16 protein-coding genes are annotated in these 19,358 nt (G+C 52.0%); 13 read left to right on the top strand and 3 right to left on the bottom strand.

The window, feature by feature from the left end; translation table 11 throughout:
* Positions 1 to 72: 72 nt before the first annotated feature.
* From melR to pmrB, 7 genes are all read left to right on the top strand, one after another.
* Positions 73 to 1,005: a transcriptional regulator MelR gene (gene melR, locus ACLD11_RS15280; RefSeq protein ID WP_000106992.1), complete on the top strand. Its 933-nt coding sequence runs from the start codon at positions 73 to 75 to the stop codon at positions 1,003 to 1,005.
* 232 nt (positions 1,006 to 1,237) lie between these two features.
* Complete coding sequence (gene adiA, locus ACLD11_RS15275) at positions 1,238 to 3,505, top strand: arginine decarboxylase (protein WP_183060060.1); 2,268 nt, start codon at positions 1,238 to 1,240, stop codon at positions 3,503 to 3,505.
* 297 nt (positions 3,506 to 3,802) lie between these two features.
* Positions 3,803 to 4,564, top strand: a complete 762-nt coding sequence (locus tag ACLD11_RS15270; RefSeq protein ID WP_411012009.1) for an AraC family transcriptional regulator — start codon at positions 3,803 to 3,805, stop codon at positions 4,562 to 4,564.
* A 139-nt stretch (positions 4,565 to 4,703) separates the two neighbouring features.
* Positions 4,704 to 6,041, top strand: a complete 1,338-nt coding sequence (gene adiC / locus ACLD11_RS15265; protein WP_411015079.1) for an arginine/agmatine antiporter — start codon at positions 4,704 to 4,706, stop codon at positions 6,039 to 6,041.
* Between the two features lie 132 nt (positions 6,042 to 6,173).
* Positions 6,174 to 7,817 carry a phosphoethanolamine transferase EptA gene (gene eptA / locus ACLD11_RS15260; protein WP_411015078.1) on the top strand — a complete coding sequence of 548 codons (1,644 nt, stop codon included), beginning with the start codon at positions 6,174 to 6,176 and terminating at the stop codon, positions 7,815 to 7,817.
* Entirely contained in the window at positions 7,814 to 8,482 is a 669-nt protein-coding gene (gene pmrA / locus ACLD11_RS15255) for a two-component system response regulator PmrA (RefSeq protein ID WP_000697899.1), read from the top strand. The genes eptA and pmrA overlap by 4 nt, the downstream gene beginning before the upstream one ends.
* A 9-nt stretch (positions 8,483 to 8,491) precedes the next feature.
* Positions 8,492 to 9,562 (top strand): two-component system sensor histidine kinase PmrB, encoded by a 1,071-nt coding sequence (gene pmrB, locus ACLD11_RS15250; RefSeq protein WP_001212189.1) that lies wholly within the window; start codon positions 8,492 to 8,494, stop codon positions 9,560 to 9,562.
* A 7-nt stretch (positions 9,563 to 9,569) separates the two neighbouring features.
* Here the strand turns inward: pmrB and pmrR are convergent, their stop codons facing one another.
* Positions 9,570 to 9,659, bottom strand: coding sequence for an LpxT activity modulator PmrR (pmrR, locus tag ACLD11_RS15245; protein ID WP_000844399.1), 90 nt, complete (start codon positions 9,657 to 9,659; stop codon positions 9,570 to 9,572).
* 69 nt (positions 9,660 to 9,728) lie between these two features.
* Entirely contained in the window at positions 9,729 to 11,231 is a 1,503-nt protein-coding gene (gene proP, locus ACLD11_RS15240) for a glycine betaine/L-proline transporter ProP (protein ID WP_000919703.1), read from the bottom strand.
* Positions 11,232 to 11,698: 467 nt separating this feature from the next.
* Here proP and ACLD11_RS15235 point away from each other — a divergent pair, with 467 nt between their 5' ends.
* The 6 genes from ACLD11_RS15235 (at position 11,699) to yjcO (ending at position 17,728) form a co-directional block, all read left to right on the top strand.
* Positions 11,699 to 12,034 carry a zinc ribbon domain-containing protein YjdM gene (locus ACLD11_RS15235; RefSeq protein ID WP_000056482.1) on the top strand — a complete coding sequence of 112 codons (336 nt, stop codon included), beginning with the start codon at positions 11,699 to 11,701 and terminating at the stop codon, positions 12,032 to 12,034.
* A 119-nt stretch (positions 12,035 to 12,153) separates the two neighbouring features.
* Positions 12,154 to 12,597 carry a VOC family metalloprotein YjdN gene (yjdN, locus tag ACLD11_RS15230; RefSeq protein ID WP_411015077.1) on the top strand — a complete coding sequence of 148 codons (444 nt, stop codon included), beginning with the start codon at positions 12,154 to 12,156 and terminating at the stop codon, positions 12,595 to 12,597.
* Between the two features lie 151 nt (positions 12,598 to 12,748).
* Positions 12,749 to 13,183 carry an aminoalkylphosphonate N-acetyltransferase gene (phnO, locus tag ACLD11_RS15225; protein ID WP_001526214.1) on the top strand — a complete coding sequence of 145 codons (435 nt, stop codon included), beginning with the start codon at positions 12,749 to 12,751 and terminating at the stop codon, positions 13,181 to 13,183.
* Between the two features lie 257 nt (positions 13,184 to 13,440).
* Positions 13,441 to 14,349: a lipid A hydroxylase LpxO gene (gene lpxO / locus ACLD11_RS15220; RefSeq protein ID WP_411015076.1), complete on the top strand. Its 909-nt coding sequence runs from the start codon at positions 13,441 to 13,443 to the stop codon at positions 14,347 to 14,349.
* Positions 14,350 to 14,714: 365 nt separating this feature from the next.
* A complete protein-coding gene (locus tag ACLD11_RS15215) occupies positions 14,715 to 16,862 on the top strand; it encodes a formate dehydrogenase H subunit alpha, selenocysteine-containing (RefSeq protein WP_011233236.1) in 2,148 nt (715 codons plus the stop codon).
* 176 nt (positions 16,863 to 17,038) lie between these two features.
* Positions 17,039 to 17,728: a Sel1 family TPR-like repeat protein YjcO gene (gene yjcO, locus ACLD11_RS15210; protein ID WP_000771454.1), complete on the top strand. Its 690-nt coding sequence runs from the start codon at positions 17,039 to 17,041 to the stop codon at positions 17,726 to 17,728.
* A gap of 157 nt (positions 17,729 to 17,885) precedes the next feature.
* On the opposite strand, the gene gltP is transcribed toward yjcO, so the two are convergent.
* Positions 17,886 to 19,196, bottom strand: a complete 1,311-nt coding sequence (gene gltP, locus ACLD11_RS15205) for a glutamate/aspartate:proton symporter GltP (RefSeq protein WP_000793278.1) — start codon at positions 19,194 to 19,196, stop codon at positions 17,886 to 17,888.
* Between the last annotated feature and the right edge of the window lie 162 nt (positions 19,197 to 19,358).

Below are 19,358 nucleotides of genomic sequence, written 5' to 3'. Positions count from 1 at the left end.
TCTGTGTCCGGATTCCCGGTTTCCTCCCGGCTAAAGGGGCATAATTCTGATAATTCAGGAAATGGAGTGACGATGAGTACGCAAGCAATATCCCTCCTCCCGCCCGACCCGCACATGTGCAACGGCGATGAAAAGCAAACCCGTAGCCCGCTGTCGCTCTATTCCGAATATCAACGACTGGACGTTGAACTGAGGCCGCCGCACAGAATGGCCAGCAGTCACTGGCATGGGCAAGTAGAAGTGAATGTTCCGTTTGACGGCGATGTGGAGTATTTAATTAACAATGAAGTCGTGCAAATAAAGCAGGGACATATCACCCTGTTTTGGGCCTGTACGCCACACCAGCTTACCCGCCCCGGCAACTGCCGCCAGATGGCGATTTTCAGTTTGCCGATGCACCTGTTTCTCTCCTGGCCGCTGGATCGCGATCTTATCAACCACGTCACGCACGGGATGGTGGTTAAATCACTGGCGACCCAGCAGCTTAGCACCTTTGAAGTGTTGCGCTGGCAGCAGGAAACAAGCAGCCCGAATGAGCAAATTCGTCAGTTGGCGATCGATGAAATCGGCCTGATGCTTAAACGTTTTAGTCTTTCCGGCTGGCAGCCCATTTTGCTCAATAAAACATCACGCACCCATAAGAATAGCGTCTCACGCCATGCGCAGTTTTACGTAAGCCAGATGCTGGGATTTATTGCCGATAACTACGATCAGGCGCTCACCATTAACGACGTCGCGGAGCATGTCAAACTCAATGCTAATTACGCGATGGGAATATTCCAGCGGGTTATGCAATTGACGATGAAGCAGTACATCACGGCGATGCGCATCAATCACGTACGTGCCTTATTGAGCGATACTGACAAAACGATCCTCGATGTCGCTCTGACTGCCGGGTTCCGATCCAGCAGCCGTTTTTACAGTACTTTCAGCAAATTTGTCGGCATGTCGCCGCAACAATACCGCAAGCTAAGCCAGCAACGACGCCAGACGATGCCCGGCTAAAACCGGATACCACTATCAGCCAAAAAAATAATTCACCTGTCGATAAACGGCAGGTAAAATCGCTCGATATCAATAATTAACTCATTGTTTATTAAAACATAATATCAATAATTGACCATTATTCCATCACTTTACACCCCCTATTTGACGGGGTAATACTTGCCCACGTCACATTCATACGGCGGGCCGGCAAGGTGTAAATTGCACGGCCTCCATAACCGGGTAAAAGATGATGAAAGTATTAATTGTTGAAAGTGAGTTTCTGCATCAGGACACCTGGGTTGGCAACGCGGTTGAGCGTCTGGCGGATGCCTTGAGCCAACAAAATGTTACCGTCATTAAATCGACATCCTTCGATGACGGCTATGCCATCTTGTCCGCGAACGAAGCCATTGACTGTCTGATGTTTAGCTACCAAATGGAACAACCGGATGAGCACCTGAGCGTCAGGCAATTGATCGGTAAGCTTCACGAGCGTCAGCAAAACGTGCCCGTTTTCCTGTTAGGCGACAGGGAAAAAGCGACGGCATCGCTGGACCGCGACCTGCTGGAGCTTGTCGATGAATTCGCCTGGATTCTGGAAGACACCGCTGACTTTATCGCCGGACGCGCCGTTGCCGCCATGACCCGGTATCGCCAGCAACTGTTACCGCCGCTGTTTAACGCGTTGATGAAATACAGCGACATTCATGAATATTCATGGGCGGCACCGGGACACCAGGGCGGCGTCGGTTTCACTAAAACGCCTGCCGGTCGCTTTTATCACGATTATTATGGCGAAAACCTGTTCCGCAGCGATATGGGGATTGAGCGTACCACGCTCGGTTCACTCCTCGACCATACCGGCGCGTTTGGCGAAAGCGAGAAAAACGCCGCCCGCGTATTCGGTGCTGACCGCTCCTGGTCCGTGGTTGTCGGAACCTCCGGTTCTAACCGTACTATTATGCAGGCCTGTATGACGGATAATGATGTCGTTGTACTGGATCGTAACTGCCATAAATCCATCGAGCAGGGGCTGATCCTCACCGGGGCCAAACCGGTATATATGGTGCCAAGCCGTAACCGTTACGGCATTATCGGGCCAATCTACCCGCAGGAAATGCAGCCTGAAACCTTGCAGAAAAAAATCAGCGCCAGCCCGCTGACCAAAACCAAAGCCGGACAGAAACCGTCTTACAGCGTGGTGACCAACTGTACCTATGACGGCGTATGCTATAACGCCAAAGAGGCGCAGGATCTGCTGGCAAAAACCAGCGATCGCATTCACTTCGACGAAGCATGGTACGGCTATGCGCGCTTCAACCCGATTTATTGCGATCACTACGCGATGCGCGGTGAGCCAGGCGACCATAACGGTCCGACCGTGTTTGCCACCCACTCCACGCACAAATTACTGAATGCGCTTTCACAAGCTTCCTACATTCACGTCCGTGAAGGCCGTGGCGCGGTGAATTTCTCCCGCTTCAACCAGGCATATATGATGCATGCCACCACCTCTCCGTTATATGCCATCTGCGCATCCAACGATGTGGCGGTATCGATGATGGACGGTAATAGCGGCCTGTCCCTGACTCAAGAGGTGATTGACGAAGCGGTTGATTTCCGTCAGGCGATGGCGCGTCTTTATAAAGAGTTTACCGATGAAGGCGACTGGTTCTTTAAACCGTGGAATAAAGACGTCGTCACCGATCCACAAACCGGTAAAACGTATGACTTCGCCGACGCGCCGGCAAAACTGCTGGCAACCGACCAGAACTGCTGGGTCATGCGCCCTGGGGAAACCTGGCACGGCTTTAAAGACCTGCCGGATAACTGGAGTATGCTGGACCCGATTAAAGTCAGTATTCTGGCGCCGGGTATGGGCGACGATGGCGAACTGGAAGCATCCGGCGTACCTGCTGCGCTGGTCACAGCATGGCTTGGCCGCCACGGTATCGTGCCGACCCGCACCACCGACTTCCAGATTATGTTCCTGTTCTCTATGGGGGTAACTCGCGGGAAATGGGGGACGCTGATCAACACGCTGTGTTCCTTCAAACATCATTACGACGCGAATACGCCGCTGGCGCAGGTGATGCCGGAACTGGTGCAGGATTATCCTGACACTTACGCGAACATGGGTATTCATGACCTGGGCGATAAAATGTTTGCCTGGCTACGTGAAAATAACCCTGGCGCCCGTCTCAACGCCGCCTATTCCACCCTGCCGGTCGCGGAGATTACCCCGCGCGACGCCTACAACGCGATCGTGAACGACAATATTGAAATGGTGGCGATTGAAAATCTACCGGGTCGCATTGCGGCGAACTCCGTTATTCCTTACCCGCCAGGAATCCCGATGCTGCTCTCCGGCGAAAACTTTGGCGATGAAAACAGTCCGCAGGTGGGTTACTTACGCTCACTGCAATCCTGGGATCATCACTTCCCTGGCTTTGAGCATGAAACCGAAGGCACGGAAATTAAAGATGGCGTATATCACGTTATGTGCGTGAAAGCCTAATCACAAAGAGTCTTTTTTTTGAGGATGGCATGTATTCCCTGAGTATTGCTGCAAAACAATAATACTGTCATACCTTTTTGCGCGGGCCCCATCCCGCGCTTTTTTTATACAAAAATGACAAGTTTCCACTCGCGTACAACTTTTTGTACACCCTAATTCATCGTACAAATGTTGTAATATTATTCAGGAAAGTTATTTTAGTGCAGGTTCAATTCATCACACAATTGATTCAGTCCCCGTTATCTCTCCTGTTTGGCGAGATCCGGTATTTTATGTTCATATTCCAGGAGTTCGGGTATGAGGATTTGCAGCAACGAACCTTGCATAGTGTTATTAACCGAAAAAGACACATGGTTACGAGTAAATGGTAAGGAGCCAATCAGTTTAAAAGCGAATCATATGGCCATTCTGGCTTGTGAAAATAACGTTATTGACATTTCATCATTAAATAGTGTGCTAGTAATACAAGTGAGTCGCAATAATATTAAAGACTATTTACAATTCCTGAATAAAGATCTCTCACATCTTCCCGTCTGGCAACGCAACGCCGATCCCTTATTGACCGCCACCTGTCTGACGCCGGACATCTTCAGGGTTGCCGCCCGCTACAGCGCGATGGAAACACTGGATGAAATTGTTATTGAACGTACCCGTGCGCTCCTTTTCACCGTTTTATCCCGCTTTCTTGACCACAAAAAATTTATTTCTTTGTTAATGCACATGCTGCGCAGCCGCATCAGTGACAGCGTTTACCACATCATTCAGAGCGATATTCATAAAGACTGGAATCTGAGCGCCGTTGCCAGCTGCCTGTGCCTGAGTCCAAGTTTGTTAAAGAAAAAGCTCAAAAACGAGAGTACCAGTTATAGCCAAATAATCACGACCTGCCGAATGCGTTATGCCGTAAACCAATTATTAATGGACGGGAAGAATATCTCTCAAGTCTCACAGCTTTGTGGGTATAACAGCACGTCGTACTTTATTTCCGTGTTTAAAGAGTTTTATGGTATGACCCCCCTGCATTATGTTAGCCAACATCGGGAACGATCGGCTGCCTAATTTTTCTACACTCAACGATAAGACACGATAATATCAGCATTGGCGATAAGCCGTCTCCGATATAATTCAGCGGCATTCTGAGGGGGTATGATACGACGTAATTTATCGTAACGAAGTCACCTTTTCAGGAGTCCAAATTATGTCTTCGGATGCTGATGCTCACAAAGTGGGCCTAATCCCCGTCACCTTAATGGTATCGGGGAATATTATGGGTTCAGGGGTATTCTTACTCCCTGCCAATCTGGCGGCCACTGGCGGGATTGCAATCTACGGATGGCTGGTCACTATCATCGGCGCCCTGGCGCTGTCGATGGTTTATGCCAAAATGTCGTCCTTAGATCCCAGTCCCGGCGGTTCCTATGCCTACGCACGCCGCTGCTTCGGGCCGTTTTTGGGCTATCAAACGAACGTGCTGTACTGGCTGGCATGCTGGATCGGTAATATCGCGATGGTCGTTATCGGCGTCGGCTATCTGAGCTATTTCTTCCCGATTCTGAAAGATCCGCTGGTATTAACGCTTACCTGCGTCGCGGTGCTGTGGATTTTTGTTCTGCTGAACATCGTCGGGCCAAAAATGATTACCCGCGTACAGGCCGTCGCTACCGTACTGGCGCTGGTGCCTATCGTAGGGATTGCGGTCTTCGGCTGGTTCTGGTTTAAAGGCGAAACCTATATGGCGGCCTGGAACGTGAGCGGCATGAATACCTTCGGCGCAATTCAAAGCACGTTGAACGTCACGTTATGGTCATTCATCGGGGTAGAAAGCGCCTCCGTTGCGGCCGGTGTGGTCAAAAACCCGAAACGCAACGTGCCTATCGCCACCATCGGCGGGGTACTGATCGCCGCCGTCTGCTATGTACTCTCCACAACGGCGATTATGGGGATGATCCCCAACGCGGCGCTGCGTGTATCGGCATCGCCTTTCGGTGACGCGGCGCGTATGGCGCTGGGCAATACCGCAGGGGCTATTGTTTCCTTCTGTGCGGCAGCGGGGTGCCTGGGCTCTCTCGGCGGTTGGACGCTGCTTGCCGGTCAAACCGCAAAAGCGGCGGCGGACGATGGTCTCTTCCCGCCAATCTTCGCGCGGGTTAATAAAGCCGGTACGCCAGTGGCTGGGTTGCTTATCGTCGGCGTGCTGATGACTATCTTCCAGTTCAGCAGTATGTCGCCGAACGCCGCGAAAGAGTTTGGTCTGGTCTCCTCCGTGTCGGTTATCTTCACCCTGGTGCCTTATCTTTACACCTGTGCCGCGCTGTTGCTGTTGGGCCACGGTCACTTTGGTAAAGCGCGCCCGCTGTATCTGCTGATTACCTTCGTCGCGTTTGTGTATTGCATCTGGGCGGTCATCGGTTCCGGCGCCAAAGAAGTGATGTGGTCGTTCGTCACGTTGATGGTGATCACCGCGCTGTATGCGTTGAACTACAACCGCATTCACAAAAACCCGTATCCGCTGGATGCGCCGGTTAAACAGGATTGACCACGTGTAGTTAATGTTATCGCAACAGGCCGGATAGGTAGATTATCCGGCCACCACCAACATTAAGTTCTTAAGGTTCACTTAATTTTACTTTGTCACGATTAGCGTCACCGAATCGATGGACGCATCAACATGTTAAAGCGCTTTCTTAAAAGACCTGTTCTTGGGCAAATCGCCTGGCTTCTGCTTTTTTCCTTTTATATTGCCGTCTGCCTGAACATTGCGTTCTACAAGCAGGTACTACAAGACCTACCGTTAAACTCGCTACGCAATGTACTGGTGTTTATTTCCATGCCGGTCGTCGCGTTTAGCGTGGTCAATAGTGTGCTGACGCTGGCCTCATTTATTTGGCTAAACCGACTGCTGGCCTGCGTTTTTATTCTGGTCGGCGCTGCCGCGCAGTATTTTATTTTGACTTACGGCATCATCATCGATCGCTCCATGATCGCCAATATGATGGATACCACGCCCGCGGAAACCTTTGCGCTGATGACGCCGCAAATGGTGCTGACGCTGGGATTAAGCGGCGTTCTGGCAGCCGTAATTGCCTTCTGGGTCAAAATCCGCCCGGCGACGCCGCGCTTACGTAGCGGGCTTTACCGCCTGGCCAGCGTCCTGATCTCTATTTTATTAGTTATTCTGGTCGCCGCCTTTTTCTATAAAGATTACGCCTCGCTATTTCGAAATAATAAACAGTTGATCAAAGCGTTAAGCCCATCGAACAGTATTGTCGCCAGTTGGTCATGGTATTCGCATCAACGGCTGGCGAATTTGCCGCTGGTACGCATTGGCGAGGATGCCCATCGCAATCCATTAATGCTGAAAGGCGATCGCAAAAACCTGACGATTCTCATCGTTGGCGAAACCTCGCGCGGCGATGATTTCTCTCCTGGCGGCTATCCGCGCGACACCAATCCGCGGCTGGCAAAAGACGATGTGATCTACTTCCCGCATACCACCTCTTGCGGTACGGCGACCGCGATCTCTGTTCCCTGCATGTTTTCTGATATGCCGCGCAAACATTATGACGAAGAGCTGGCGCATCACCAGGAAGGGCTACTGGATATTATCCAGCGCGCGGGGATTAACGTACTGTGGAATGATAATGACGGCGGCTGTAAAGGCGCATGCGATCGCGTTCCGCATCAAAATGTCACCGAGCTAAACCTGCCCGGACAATGTATCGACGGCGAGTGCTACGATGAAGTGTTATTTCACGGTCCGGAAGACTATATCGACCATTTGAAAGGCGATGGCGTTATTGTATTACATACCATCGGCAGCCACGGCCCAACCTATTACAACCGTTATCCACCGCAGTTTAAAAAATTTACCCCAACCTGTGACACTAACGAAATTCAGAACTGTTCCCAACAGCAGTTGATCAACACCTATGATAATACCGTGCTGTACGTGGACTATATTGTAGATAAAGCCATTAACCTGCTGAAATCTCATCAGGATAAATTCACAACCAGCCTGGTCTATCTTTCCGATCACGGCGAATCATTGGGTGAAAATGGCGTTTATTTACACGGTCTGCCGTATTCCATTGCGCCGGATACGCAAAAACATGTCCCGATGCTCATTTGGCTTTCTAAAGATTATCAACAGCGTTATCAGGTGGATCAGGCCTGCCTGCAAAAACGGGCGAGCACGCTGGATTATTCACAGGACAATCTTTTCTCAACCATGCTGGGATTAACCGGCGTACAAACGACGTATTACCAGGCCGCAGATGATATTCTGCAACCGTGCAGGAGACTAAGCGAATGAAGATACTGATTGTTGAAGACGACACGCTATTATTACAGGGGTTAATACTCGCCGCGCAAACCGAAGGCTATGCGTGTGATGGCGTTTCGACAGCGCGTGCCGCCGAGCATAGTCTGGAGTCTGGTCATTACAGTCTGATGGTGCTGGATTTAGGGCTGCCTGATGAGGATGGCCTGCATTTCCTGACGCGAATCCGACAGAAAAAATACACCCTGCCGGTACTCATTCTGACCGCCCGCGATACGCTCAATGACCGCATTACCGGGCTGGATGTCGGCGCAGATGATTATCTGGTTAAACCCTTCGCCCTGGAGGAGTTGCACGCCCGCATCCGCGCGCTGCTGCGCCGCCATAATAATCAGGGTGAAAGTGAACTGACGGTTGGCAATCTGACGCTCAATATAGGCCGCCATCAGGCATGGAGGGATGGACAGGAACTGACCCTGACGCCTAAGGAGTACGCGCTGCTCTCACGGTTGATGCTCAAGGCAGGCAGCCCGGTGCACCGGGAAATTCTTTATAACGATATCTACAACTGGGATAACGAACCCTCGACCAACACTCTGGAAGTGCATATACATAATTTGCGCGACAAAGTCGGCAAGTCGCGCATTCGCACGGTTCGCGGGTTTGGCTACATGCTGGTTGCCACTGAGGAAAGCTAAGTGAGCCTGATGCGTTTTCAGCGAAGAGCGATGACCCTTCGCCAGCGTTTAATGCTGACAATTGGTCTTATTCTGCTGGTGTTCCAGTTAATCAGTACCTTCTGGTTATGGCATGAAAGCACTGAGCAAATCCAATTGTTCGAGCAGGCGCTGCGGGATAATCGCAACAACGATCGCCATATCATGCACGAAATTCGCGAGGCGGTCGCCAGCCTGATCGTCCCCGGCGTATTTATGGTTAGCCTGACGCTGCTAATTTGTTACCAGGCGGTACGGCGTATTACCCGTCCGCTCGCCGAACTGCAAAAAGAGCTGGAAGCGCGGACGGCGGATAATCTGGCGCCGATCGCCATTCACAGCTCCACGCTTGAGATTGAGTCCGTCGTCTCGGCGATCAATCAACTGGTTACGCGTTTGACCACCACGCTCGACAATGAACGCCTTTTTACCGCCGATGTGGCCCATGAGCTACGCACGCCGCTGTCGGGGGTGCGTTTGCATCTGGAATTATTGTCAAAAACCCACAATGTTGATGTCGCGCCGCTTATCGCCCGTCTTGACCAGATGATGGATAGCGTCTCCCAGCTTCTGCAACTGGCGCGCGTGGGCCAGTCATTCTCTTCCGGGAATTATCAGGAAGTAAAACTGCTGGAAGATGTGATCCTCCCCTCCTACGATGAGCTGAACACCATGCTGGAAACGCGCCAGCAAACTCTGTTGCTGCCGGAAAGCGCGGCGGACGTGGTGGTGCGCGGTGACGCGACGTTACTGCGTATGCTGCTGCGAAATCTGGTGGAAAACGCGCATCGCTATAGCCCTGAAGGAACCCATATCACTATCCACATTAGCGCCGACCCCGACGCTATTATGGCGGTCGAAGACGAGGGTCCGGGTATTGATGAAAGCAAATGCGGGAAGCTAAGCGAAGCGTTCGTGCGGATGGACAGCCGTTATGGCGGAATTGGCCTGGGGCTGAGTATCGTCAGCCGCATCACCCAGCTACATCAGGGACAGTTTTTCCTGCAAAACCGTACGGAAAGAACAGGCACCCGTGCCTGGGTGCTGTTGAAAAAGGCATAACAGGCGTTTAATACGTCGTGACCCACACATAGATAAAACTGCTGACAATCAGCACACTACACAGGGTCGTCAAACTTTTATAAATATAGCTTTTCATGACGCTCTCCTCCAAAGGTATGGAGGAGAGTATGCCCGCGAGAGATTAAGCGAACCTTAAGCGCGAAATTTATTCATCGATGCGCGGATGTTGCTGTACCAGACGCGAACGTTTGACCTGCAGCTCCGCAATTTCCTGATCGATGTCGTCGATTTTCTGCTCAATATTATCGTAATGCTCGCCCAGAATTTCCTTCGCTTCCTGGATGTCCGACGCCGCTGGCGTTGCGCCTTTTAGCGGGCGATTGGCCGTCTCTTTCATGGAAATACCGGTAATCAAGCCTATCACTGCGATGACCATCAAATAATATGCCGGCATCATCAGATCCTGCGAGCTTTCCACCAGCCAAGCCGCCAGCGTTGGCGTCAGACCGGCAATCAATACAGAGATATTAAAAGCCGCCGCCAGCGCGCTGTAACGAATATGCGTCGGAAACATCGCCGGCAATGTCGAGGCCATCACCCCGGTAAAGCAGTTCAGAATCACCGCCAGCATCAACAAACCGGCAAAAATCAGGCCAATAACGTTACTGTTAATCAGGATAAAGGCCGGGATCGCCAGCGCGAACAGCGCAATGCTGCCCATAATCACAAACGGACGACGACCGAAACGGTCGCTCAGCAGCCCCATCACCGGCTGCACAAACAGCATCCCGATCATAATGGCGATGATAATCAACACGCCGTGATCTTCAGAATAGTGCAGGTTATGCGACAGGTAGCTCGGCATGTAGGTGAGCAGCATGTAGTAGGTCACGTTGGTGGCAATCACCAGACCGATACATGACAACAGGCTACGCCAGTGTTTGGTGGCAATCTCTTTAAAGGAGACTTTCGGCCCATCCTGCAACCCTTCGCGGTCGCCCTGCTCCAGTTTATCCACGTGCTGCTGAAACGCTGGAGTCTCCTCCAGCGCATGGCGTAAGTAGAGACCAATAATTCCCAATGGCAGGGCGATAAAGAACGGAATACGCCAGCCCCACTCCAGGAAATTCTCCTCGCCGACAATCGTCGAGATTAAGACCACCACGCCCGCGCCCAGCACGAATCCGGCGATGGAACCAAAATCCAGCCAGCTTCCCATAAATCCGCGTTTACGATCCGGCGAATATTCCGCGACAAAGATCGACGCGCCGGTATATTCCCCGCCAACCGAGAAGCCCTGCGCCATTTTACATATTAACAACAGTATTGGCGCCCAGATACCGATCGTCGCGTAAGAGGGGATTAACCCGATACAGAAGGTACTGATCGACATAATCACAATCGTGATCGCCAGGATCTTCTGGCGCCCGTATTTATCGCCGAGCATACCAAAGAATAACCCGCCGAGCGGACGAATCAGGAAGGGAACGGAAAACGTGGCCAGCGCGGCAATCATCTGGACGCTGGGATCGGCGCCGGGGAAAAAGACTTTACCCAACGCGTAGGCAACAAATCCATAAACACCAAAATCAAACCACTCCATCGCGTTGCCCAGCGAGGCGGCGGTAATCGCTTTGCGAAGTTTACCATCATCAATGATGGTCACATCGCCCAGTGTAATCGGTTTTATTTTTTTCCTTTTCAGCATAGCTGTCCTCATAGGCTAAGCCCTGTAGCGCTATATACGGCGGGCACTGGCATACCGCGCCAGCGTCGTCGTCGAGCGGAGGGAGGGGCGCGAACGCTATCCCTCATACAAGCGTAGCAGGTTTACTTACACTGTCCGGTTACGGACTGTACAACCGAACCTGTTGACGCCTGAATGGGCAGTTAATGACCTTTTTACCCTAACAGGGTTTAAATATGTGATCAACTTCACACATATATGTCAATTCGGTCAAAAGGTGTAAACAAGGACGCCCTAATGCGCTGTGGTGACAGTAAAAAAGCGGTTATTCGAGTGTAAACCATTGCTGACTGGCGTGGCGCAGACCCATTTATAAAAGCGGCAATAGTCCCGACAACGCTAAGGATTTTGTGTATAATTGCGGCCTTTTTCGGCGATCTGCCATTTTTGGGCGCGTTTGCCCCCGCTGACTTTTTGAGGATACCAACATGTCATTACCCCACTGCCCGCAATGTAACTCCGAATATACCTACGAAGATAACGGCATGTTCATCTGCCCGGAATGCGCTCACGAATGGAACGATGCGGAACCCGCTCAGGAGAGCGATGAACTGATTGTCAAAGACGCCAACGGCAACCTGCTGGCGGACGGCGATAGCGTCACCATCGTGAAAGATCTGAAAGTAAAAGGCAGCTCTTCCATGCTGAAAATCGGCACCAAAGTGAAGAACATTCGTCTGGTTGAAGGCGACCATAACATCGACTGCAAAATCGATGGTTTTGGCCCGATGAAACTGAAATCCGAGTTCGTGAAAAAGAACTGATTTACCGTATCATTGCCCGGTAGCGCCTCGCTTACCGGGCCTGAGCGGCCCTGCCACCGACAATATTGTGCCAATTTCGAACTACACTTAACGAGCATCTCTTACCTGAGGTAACCATCATGCCGTTAAGTCCCTATCTCTCTTTTGCCGGCAACTGTGCCGACGCCATCGCGTATTATCAACAAACGTTAGGCGCAGAACTGCTTTATAAACTCAGCTTCGGTGAAATGCCCCCCTCGGCGGCGGATAACGAAGAGGGCTGCCCGTCAGGAATGCGCTTTCCCGATACTGCTATCGCCCACGCCAACATGCGCATTGCCGGCAGCGATATCATGATGAGTGATGCCAGCGCGTCGGGAACGGCGCATTATTCCGGCTTTACGCTGGTGCTTGATACCCAGGATGTAGCAGAAGGGAAGCGCTGGTTTGATAACCTTGCCGCACAAGGGCAAATCGAAATGGACTGGCAGGAAACCTTCTGGGCGCAGGGTTTCGGCAAGGTCAGCGATCGTTTCGGTGTGCCGTGGATGATTAACGTGGTTAAACTTCAGCCTGCCACCTAACTCCCCGGGAGGCTCGCCCTCCCCCTTGTCATCAGATTGATCTCTGGCTGCACGTTATCCACCGTTTAACTGTCATAGAATAAATCATGACGGTAGTTTGCTACAGTCTGGCGAAAGATGGTTGATCCTGATGAAGCGTCGGGAGGACATTATGCCAGTCTGTGAATTACGCCACGCGACAACAGAGGATACCGATTCTGTTTACGCGCTTATCTGTGAGTTACTTAAAAATGAGCTTGATTATCAGGCTTTCAGGGATGGATTTGCCGCTAATTTACTGGACCCCAACGTTCATTATCGTTTAGCGCTGCGCAACGGAGAGGTGGTCGGCATGATCAGCCTGCATATGCAGTTTCATCTCCATCATGCCAACTGGATTGGCGAAATTCAGGAGCTGGTGGTATTACCGCCGATGCGGGGACAAAAAATTGGCAGTCAGCTTCTGGCCTGGGCAGAAGAAGAAGCACGTCAGGCTGGTGCCGAGCTAACGGAGCTTTCCACAAATATTAAACGCCGCGATGCCCACCGTTTTTATCTTCGCGAAGGTTACAAGCAAAGTCATTTTCGGTTTACGAAAGCATTGTGATCGGGCAGCCGTCATCAGGAGATAAGGCATAACGTAATCAGCCGTCACCGGGTGAAGTAGCGGAGCCATCTCAATTCTACTGTCGGCAAGCCTGGATAAAGGTTAAACGGGCTGACTCGCTTCTTTAGCAAAAATGGCCCTTTTAAGTTGTAGAAATGTAAATTTATTGTCAACGAACTACACTTTTCTCTTTGGCATCACCGGGAGGGTTGCCTGAAAATCCCGGGATGAGGTTTTCTTAGAAGGACAGTGACGTTATGTTCGCAGCAATCATTATCGGTATTTTTATTATCAGCGTCATTTATGCGCATTCACGCGGTGTGGAAAAACAAAAACTTTCCCGTCAACTCTTTGACCACTCGACGTTTATGGCGCCGATCAATATGTTCATGACTCGCTTCTCAACGTTACCGGCAAAGCAGCCGTACTTTGATACCACGGCATTTCCAGAGCTGCAGAAGCTGACGGAAAACTGGCAGGTGATTCGTGAAGAGGCGCTACGGCTTCAGCATCACATAAAAGCCGCGCAGGCCAATAACGACGCCGGATTCAACACCTTTTTCAAGCGCGGCTGGAAACGGTTTTACCTTAAATGGTATTCCGATGCCCACCCGTCGGCGGAAACGTTATGCCCGATAACGACAAAGCTGGTCAACAGCATCCCCTCTATTAAAGCGGCGATGTTCGCCGAGTTGCCTCCCGGGGCCTATCTGGGAAAACATCGCGACCCCTATGCCGGTTCAGTACGTTACCATCTTGGGTTAAGCACACCGAATGACGACCGCTGTTTTATTGAAGTTGATCGACAGCGCCATAGCTGGTGCGACGGCGAAGCCGTCATCTTCGACGAAACCTACGTTCATTGGGCGGAAAATAAAACTGAGCAGACGCGTATTATCCTCTTTTGCGATATTGAGCGCCCAATGAAATGGCGCTGGGCGCAGAGCGTAAACCACTGGGTCGGCGCATCGTTGATGTCCGCCGCCAGTTCGCCAAACGACGAGAACGATCGCACCGGTGCGATTAATCGCATCTTTAAATACGTTCACGCAGCACGCGATGCCGGACAACGGCTGAAAAAGAAAAACCGCACTCTCTATTACGCGCTGAAATATCTCGTTATTGCCGCTATTTTTGCCGCGATAATCCTTTTCAGCCTCCTCTGAAGCCGGGCCGCGGTATGGAACTGCCTGCCGCGGCCTGTTCTATCCTGACGTTAGTCTCAAAGCGTTCCCTGGCCTTGAGTCTATCCATCCGGACAGTTTATTAAAAACCCCCACTTCAGGCAGAGCAGATTGCCGGATGGCGGCTCCGCCCTATCTGGCCTGCGCTCAGCGTTTCTCCCCATAATAAATGTCATGCGGCATTTTCTTTCGACACGTCAAAACTGACGATAGCCTGTTTTTCGTCAGGGTTTTGAGCAAAATTCGCCCGTAATATCAGGGAAAGCCCATACTAAAAAAGTGGCATAAAACATGCATACTGAGGGCGACAGCGCGTATGCGCGATTTGATTAACTGGAGCGAAACCGATGAAAAAAGTCGTCACGGTTTGCCCGTATTGCGCATCAGGTTGCAAAATCAATCTGGTGGTCGATAACGGCAAAATCGTCCGGGCTGAGGCGGCGCAGGGGAAAACCAACCAGGGTACCCTGTGTCTGAAGGGCTACTACGGCTGGGATTTTATTAATGATACCCAGATCCTGACCCCGCGCCTGAAAACCCCAATGATCCGTCGCCAGCGTGGCGGCAAACTGGAATCTGTTTCCTGGGATGAAGCGCTCAATTACGTCGCTGAACGTTTGAGCGCCATCAAAGCGAAGTACGGTCCGGATGCAATCCAGACAACCGGCTCCTCTCGCGGTACCGGAAATGAAACCAACTATGTAATGCAAAAATTCGCACGCGCCGTTATTGGTACCAATAACGTTGACTGCTGCGCTCGCGTCTGACACGGCCCATCGGTTGCAGGTCTGCACCAATCGGTCGGTAACGGCGCAATGAGTAATGCGATTAACGAAATTGATAACACTGATTTAGTGTTCGTCTTCGGGTATAACCCGGCGGATTCCCACCCTATCGTGGCGAATCATGTGATTAACGCTAAACGCAACGGGGCGAAAATTATCGTCTGCGATCCGCGCAAAATTGAAACCGCGCGCATTGCCGACATGCATATCGCGTTGAAAAACGGCTCGAATATCGCGCTGCTCAACGCCATGGGGCATGTCATTATTGAAGAAAACCTGTACGACAAAGCGTTTGTCGCCAGCCGTACCGAAGGTTTTGAAGAGTACAGTAAGATTGTCGAAGGCTATACGCCGGAGTCCGTCGAAGAGATCACTGGCGTGAGCGCACAGGAGATTCGTCAGGCGGCGCGGATGTATGCCAGCGCGAAAAGCGCAGCGATCTTGTGGGGGATGGGCGTCACCCAGTTCTATCAGGGTGTGGAAACCGTGCGTTCACTGACCAGCCTCGCGATGCTGACCGGTAACCTCGGCAAGCCAAGCGCGGGCGTTAACCCGGTTCGCGGCCAGAACAACGTTCAGGGCGCGTGCGATATGGGCGCGCTGCCGGATACTTATCCGGGCTACCAGTACGTTAAGTTCCCGGAAAACCGCGAGAAGTTCGCTAAAGCCTGGGGCGTAGAAAGTCTGCCTGCGCATACCGGCTATCGCATCAGCGAGCTGCCGCACCGTGCGGCGCATGGCGAAGTGCGCGCGGCGTACATTATGGGTGAAGATCCGCTGCAAACCGATGCGGAACTCTCTGCGGTACGTAAAGCGTTTGAGGATCTGGAACTGGTCATCGTGCAGGATATCTTCATGACCAAAACCGCGTCGGCGGCGGATGTGATTTTACCCTCTACCTCATGGGGCGAGCATGAAGGCGTCTTCTCTGCGGCTGACCGTGGCTTCCAGCGCTTCTTTAAAGCCGTTGAGCCGAAGTGGGACCTGAAAACCGACTGGCAGATTATCAGTGAAATCGCCACCCGGATGGGCTATCCGATGCACTACAACAACACCCAGGAGATCTGGGATGAGTTGCGTCATCTGTGCCCGGATTTCTACGGCGCCACTTACGAGAAAATGGGCGAGCTGGGCTATATCCAGTGGCCGTGCCGCGACACGTCGGATGCCGATCAGGGAACCTCGTACCTCTTTAAAGAGAAGTTCGATACCCCCAACGGTCTGGCGCAGTTCTTCACCTGCGACTGGGTAGCGCCTATCGATAAACTCACCGAAGAGTACCCGATGGTACTGTCGACGGTGCGCGAAGTCGGCCACTACTCCTGCCGCTCAATGACCGGTAACTGTGCGGCGCTGGCCGCGCTGGCCGATGAACCGGGCTATGCGCAAATCAATACCGCCGACGCCGCGCGTCTGGGCATTGAAGATGAAGCGCTGGTGTGGGTTCATTCGCGCAAAGGCAAAATCATCACCCGCGCGCAGGTCAGCGATCGCCCGAACAAAGGGGCGATTTACATGACCTACCAGTGGTGGATTGGCGCCTGTAACGAGCTGGTGACTGAAAACCTCAGCCCGATTACCAAAACGCCGGAGTACAAATACTGCGCCGTACGCGTTGAGCCGATCGCCGATCAGCGAGCCGCCGAGCAGTATGTGATTGATGAGTACAACAAGCTGAAAACCCGCCTGCGCGAAAGCGCAATGGGTTGATCTGCCGGATGGCGGCATCAGAATGCTTTATTCGGCCTGCGTCTACTGTAGGCCTGATAAGATGCATTAGCATCGCCATCAGGCATTTTCCCTATAACAGCCTCCGCCCGGAGGCTGTTTTTTTATCCATACGATCTCTTTATACTGTCTTTTCCGTACCCTAAATAAAATTCAAAATGAAACTACTTCTTGCATTGATGTTGTTTATGACATTCTTTGCCCATGCCGCAGATCCTGAGCCGGGTAGCCAGTATTTGCAGGCAGCAGAGGCAGGTGACAGACGCGCACAATATTTTCTGGCCGACAGTTGGTTGAGCTATGGCGATTTGAACAAAGCTGAATACTGGGCGCAAAAAGCCGCCGACAGTGGCGACGCCGACGCCTGCGCGCTACTGGCGCAAATCAAAATCACTAATCCGGTAAGCCTGGATTATCCCGACGCGAAAAAGCTGGCTGAAAAGGCGGCTAACGCAGGCAGTAAAGCGGGAGAAATTACGCTGGCGCGGATCCTGGTCAACACCCAGGCCGGGCGCCCGGACTACCCAAAAGCCATCTCGCTGCTGCAAAAGGCCTCTGAAGATCTGGATAACGACTCCGCGGTGGATGCGCAAATGTTGCTTGGCCTGATTTACGCCAACGGCGTAGGCATTGCCGCCGATGATGAAAAAGCCGCCTGGTATTTCAAACGCAGTTCCGCTATTTCCCGTACCGGCTATTCAGAATACTGGGCGGGAATGATGTTTTTAAACGGTGAACCGGGCTTTATTGAAAAGAACAAGCAGAAGGCGTTGCACTGGTTGAATCTAAGCTGTCTGGAAGGGTTTGATACCGGTTGCGAAGAGTTCGAAACGCTAACAAATGGCTGATGTTTATTGCCGGATGAACGTAGTCGTTGTAGGCCTGATAAGCGTAGCGCCATCAGGCAACCCGGAGCAGGTTGTCGGATGGCGGCGTGAACGCCTTATCCGGCCTACATTCTCTTTCGCTGTAGGCCAGATAAGCAAAGCGCCACCCGGCAATCCGTTATTGGGCGGTCTTATCAAATTTGCCCAGCACATCGCGCTCGTAGGCCAGCGCTTTTTTACGGTCAAACTTGTGTTCCCACTTGGCGATCACCAGCACCGCCAGCGCATTCCCCACCACATTTAGTGCAGTACGCGCCATGTCGAGGATACGGTCGACACCGGCGATAAACGCCAGCCCTTCCAGCGGAATGCCCACGCTGCCCAGCGTCGCCAGTAACACCACGAAGGAAACGCCTGGCACGCCGGCAATCCCTTTCGACGTCACCATCAGCGTCAGCACCAGTACAATTTCCTGCCACAGCGACAGGTCGATACCGTATAGCTGCGCGATAAAAATGGCGGCGATGCTCTGGTATAACGTGGAGCCGTCGAGGTTAAATGAGTAACCGGTCGGCACCACGAAACTGGTGATAGAGGCTGGCGCGCCGTAAGCTTCCATCTTCTCGATAATGCGCGGCAGCACGCTCTCGGAGCTGGCGGTCGAGTACGCCAGAATCAATTCATCTTTCAGAATGCGAATCAGAATCCAGATACTTAACCCGCACAGGCGCGCCACGATGCCCAGCACCACCAGCGCAAAGAAGATAATAGCAAAGTGTACCAGCAGCACCAGTTTCGCCAGCGGCCACAGCGACGCGAACCCAAAATTCGCCACCGTGACGGCGATCAGCGCAAAAACGCCCACTGGCGCATAGCGCATCACCATATGGGTGACTTTAAACATGGTCTCAGAGATGGAACGAAATACAGTCACCAGCGGTTCGCGGTGCGTTGCCGGCAGGGACGACAACCCCAGCCCAAACAGGACCGAGAAAAAGATAATTGGCAGCATATCCCCTTTGGCCATCGATGCGATGATATTGGTCGGCACCAGCGACAGTATCGTCCCCATCAGCCCATGCGCATGACTTTGTACTTCCGCCGTGGTGTTCTGGTATTTCGAAATATCGACGGTCGCCAGTTGCGACATATCAATGCCTGAGCCTGGCTGAAAGACATTCGCCAGCGTAATGCCGAGGATAATCGCCACCGTGGTGATCAGTTCAAAATAGAGAATGGTTTTGGCGCCGATACGGCCTAGCTGTTTTGCATCGCCAACGCCGGCGATGCCGACAATCAGAGTCGAGATCACGATCGGCACGACGATCATTTTAATCAGATGGATAAAGATATCGCCAGCAGGCGACAGCAGGTTGGCAATCAGCCATTCACGACTGTCACTGTGATAATGCAGATAGCTGCCCAACAGAATGCCCAGCACCATAGCCAGCAAAATTTGCCAGGCCAGGCTGACTTTCAAATTTTTCATAACAACAGACTTCCTCGATGAAGCGTTGCTCTCCGCCGAAAGCATGGGAGCAATACATACTGAAAGGGTATGATTTGTGTTGCGTTGGTTTGTAGAGTTTTTTAACGCGCATAATCAGTATCATTTGCATAGCGTCTTGCGCAACCCTTTCATAACAGGGCT

This window comes from Salmonella sp. 741265116_PST (genome assembly GCF_046567715.1).
GTDB classification, from domain to species: domain Bacteria; phylum Pseudomonadota; class Gammaproteobacteria; order Enterobacterales; family Enterobacteriaceae; genus Salmonella; species Salmonella enterica.
Note: the sequence above shows the minus strand (reverse complement) of the source record. Positions and strands in the feature narration are given on the sequence as shown.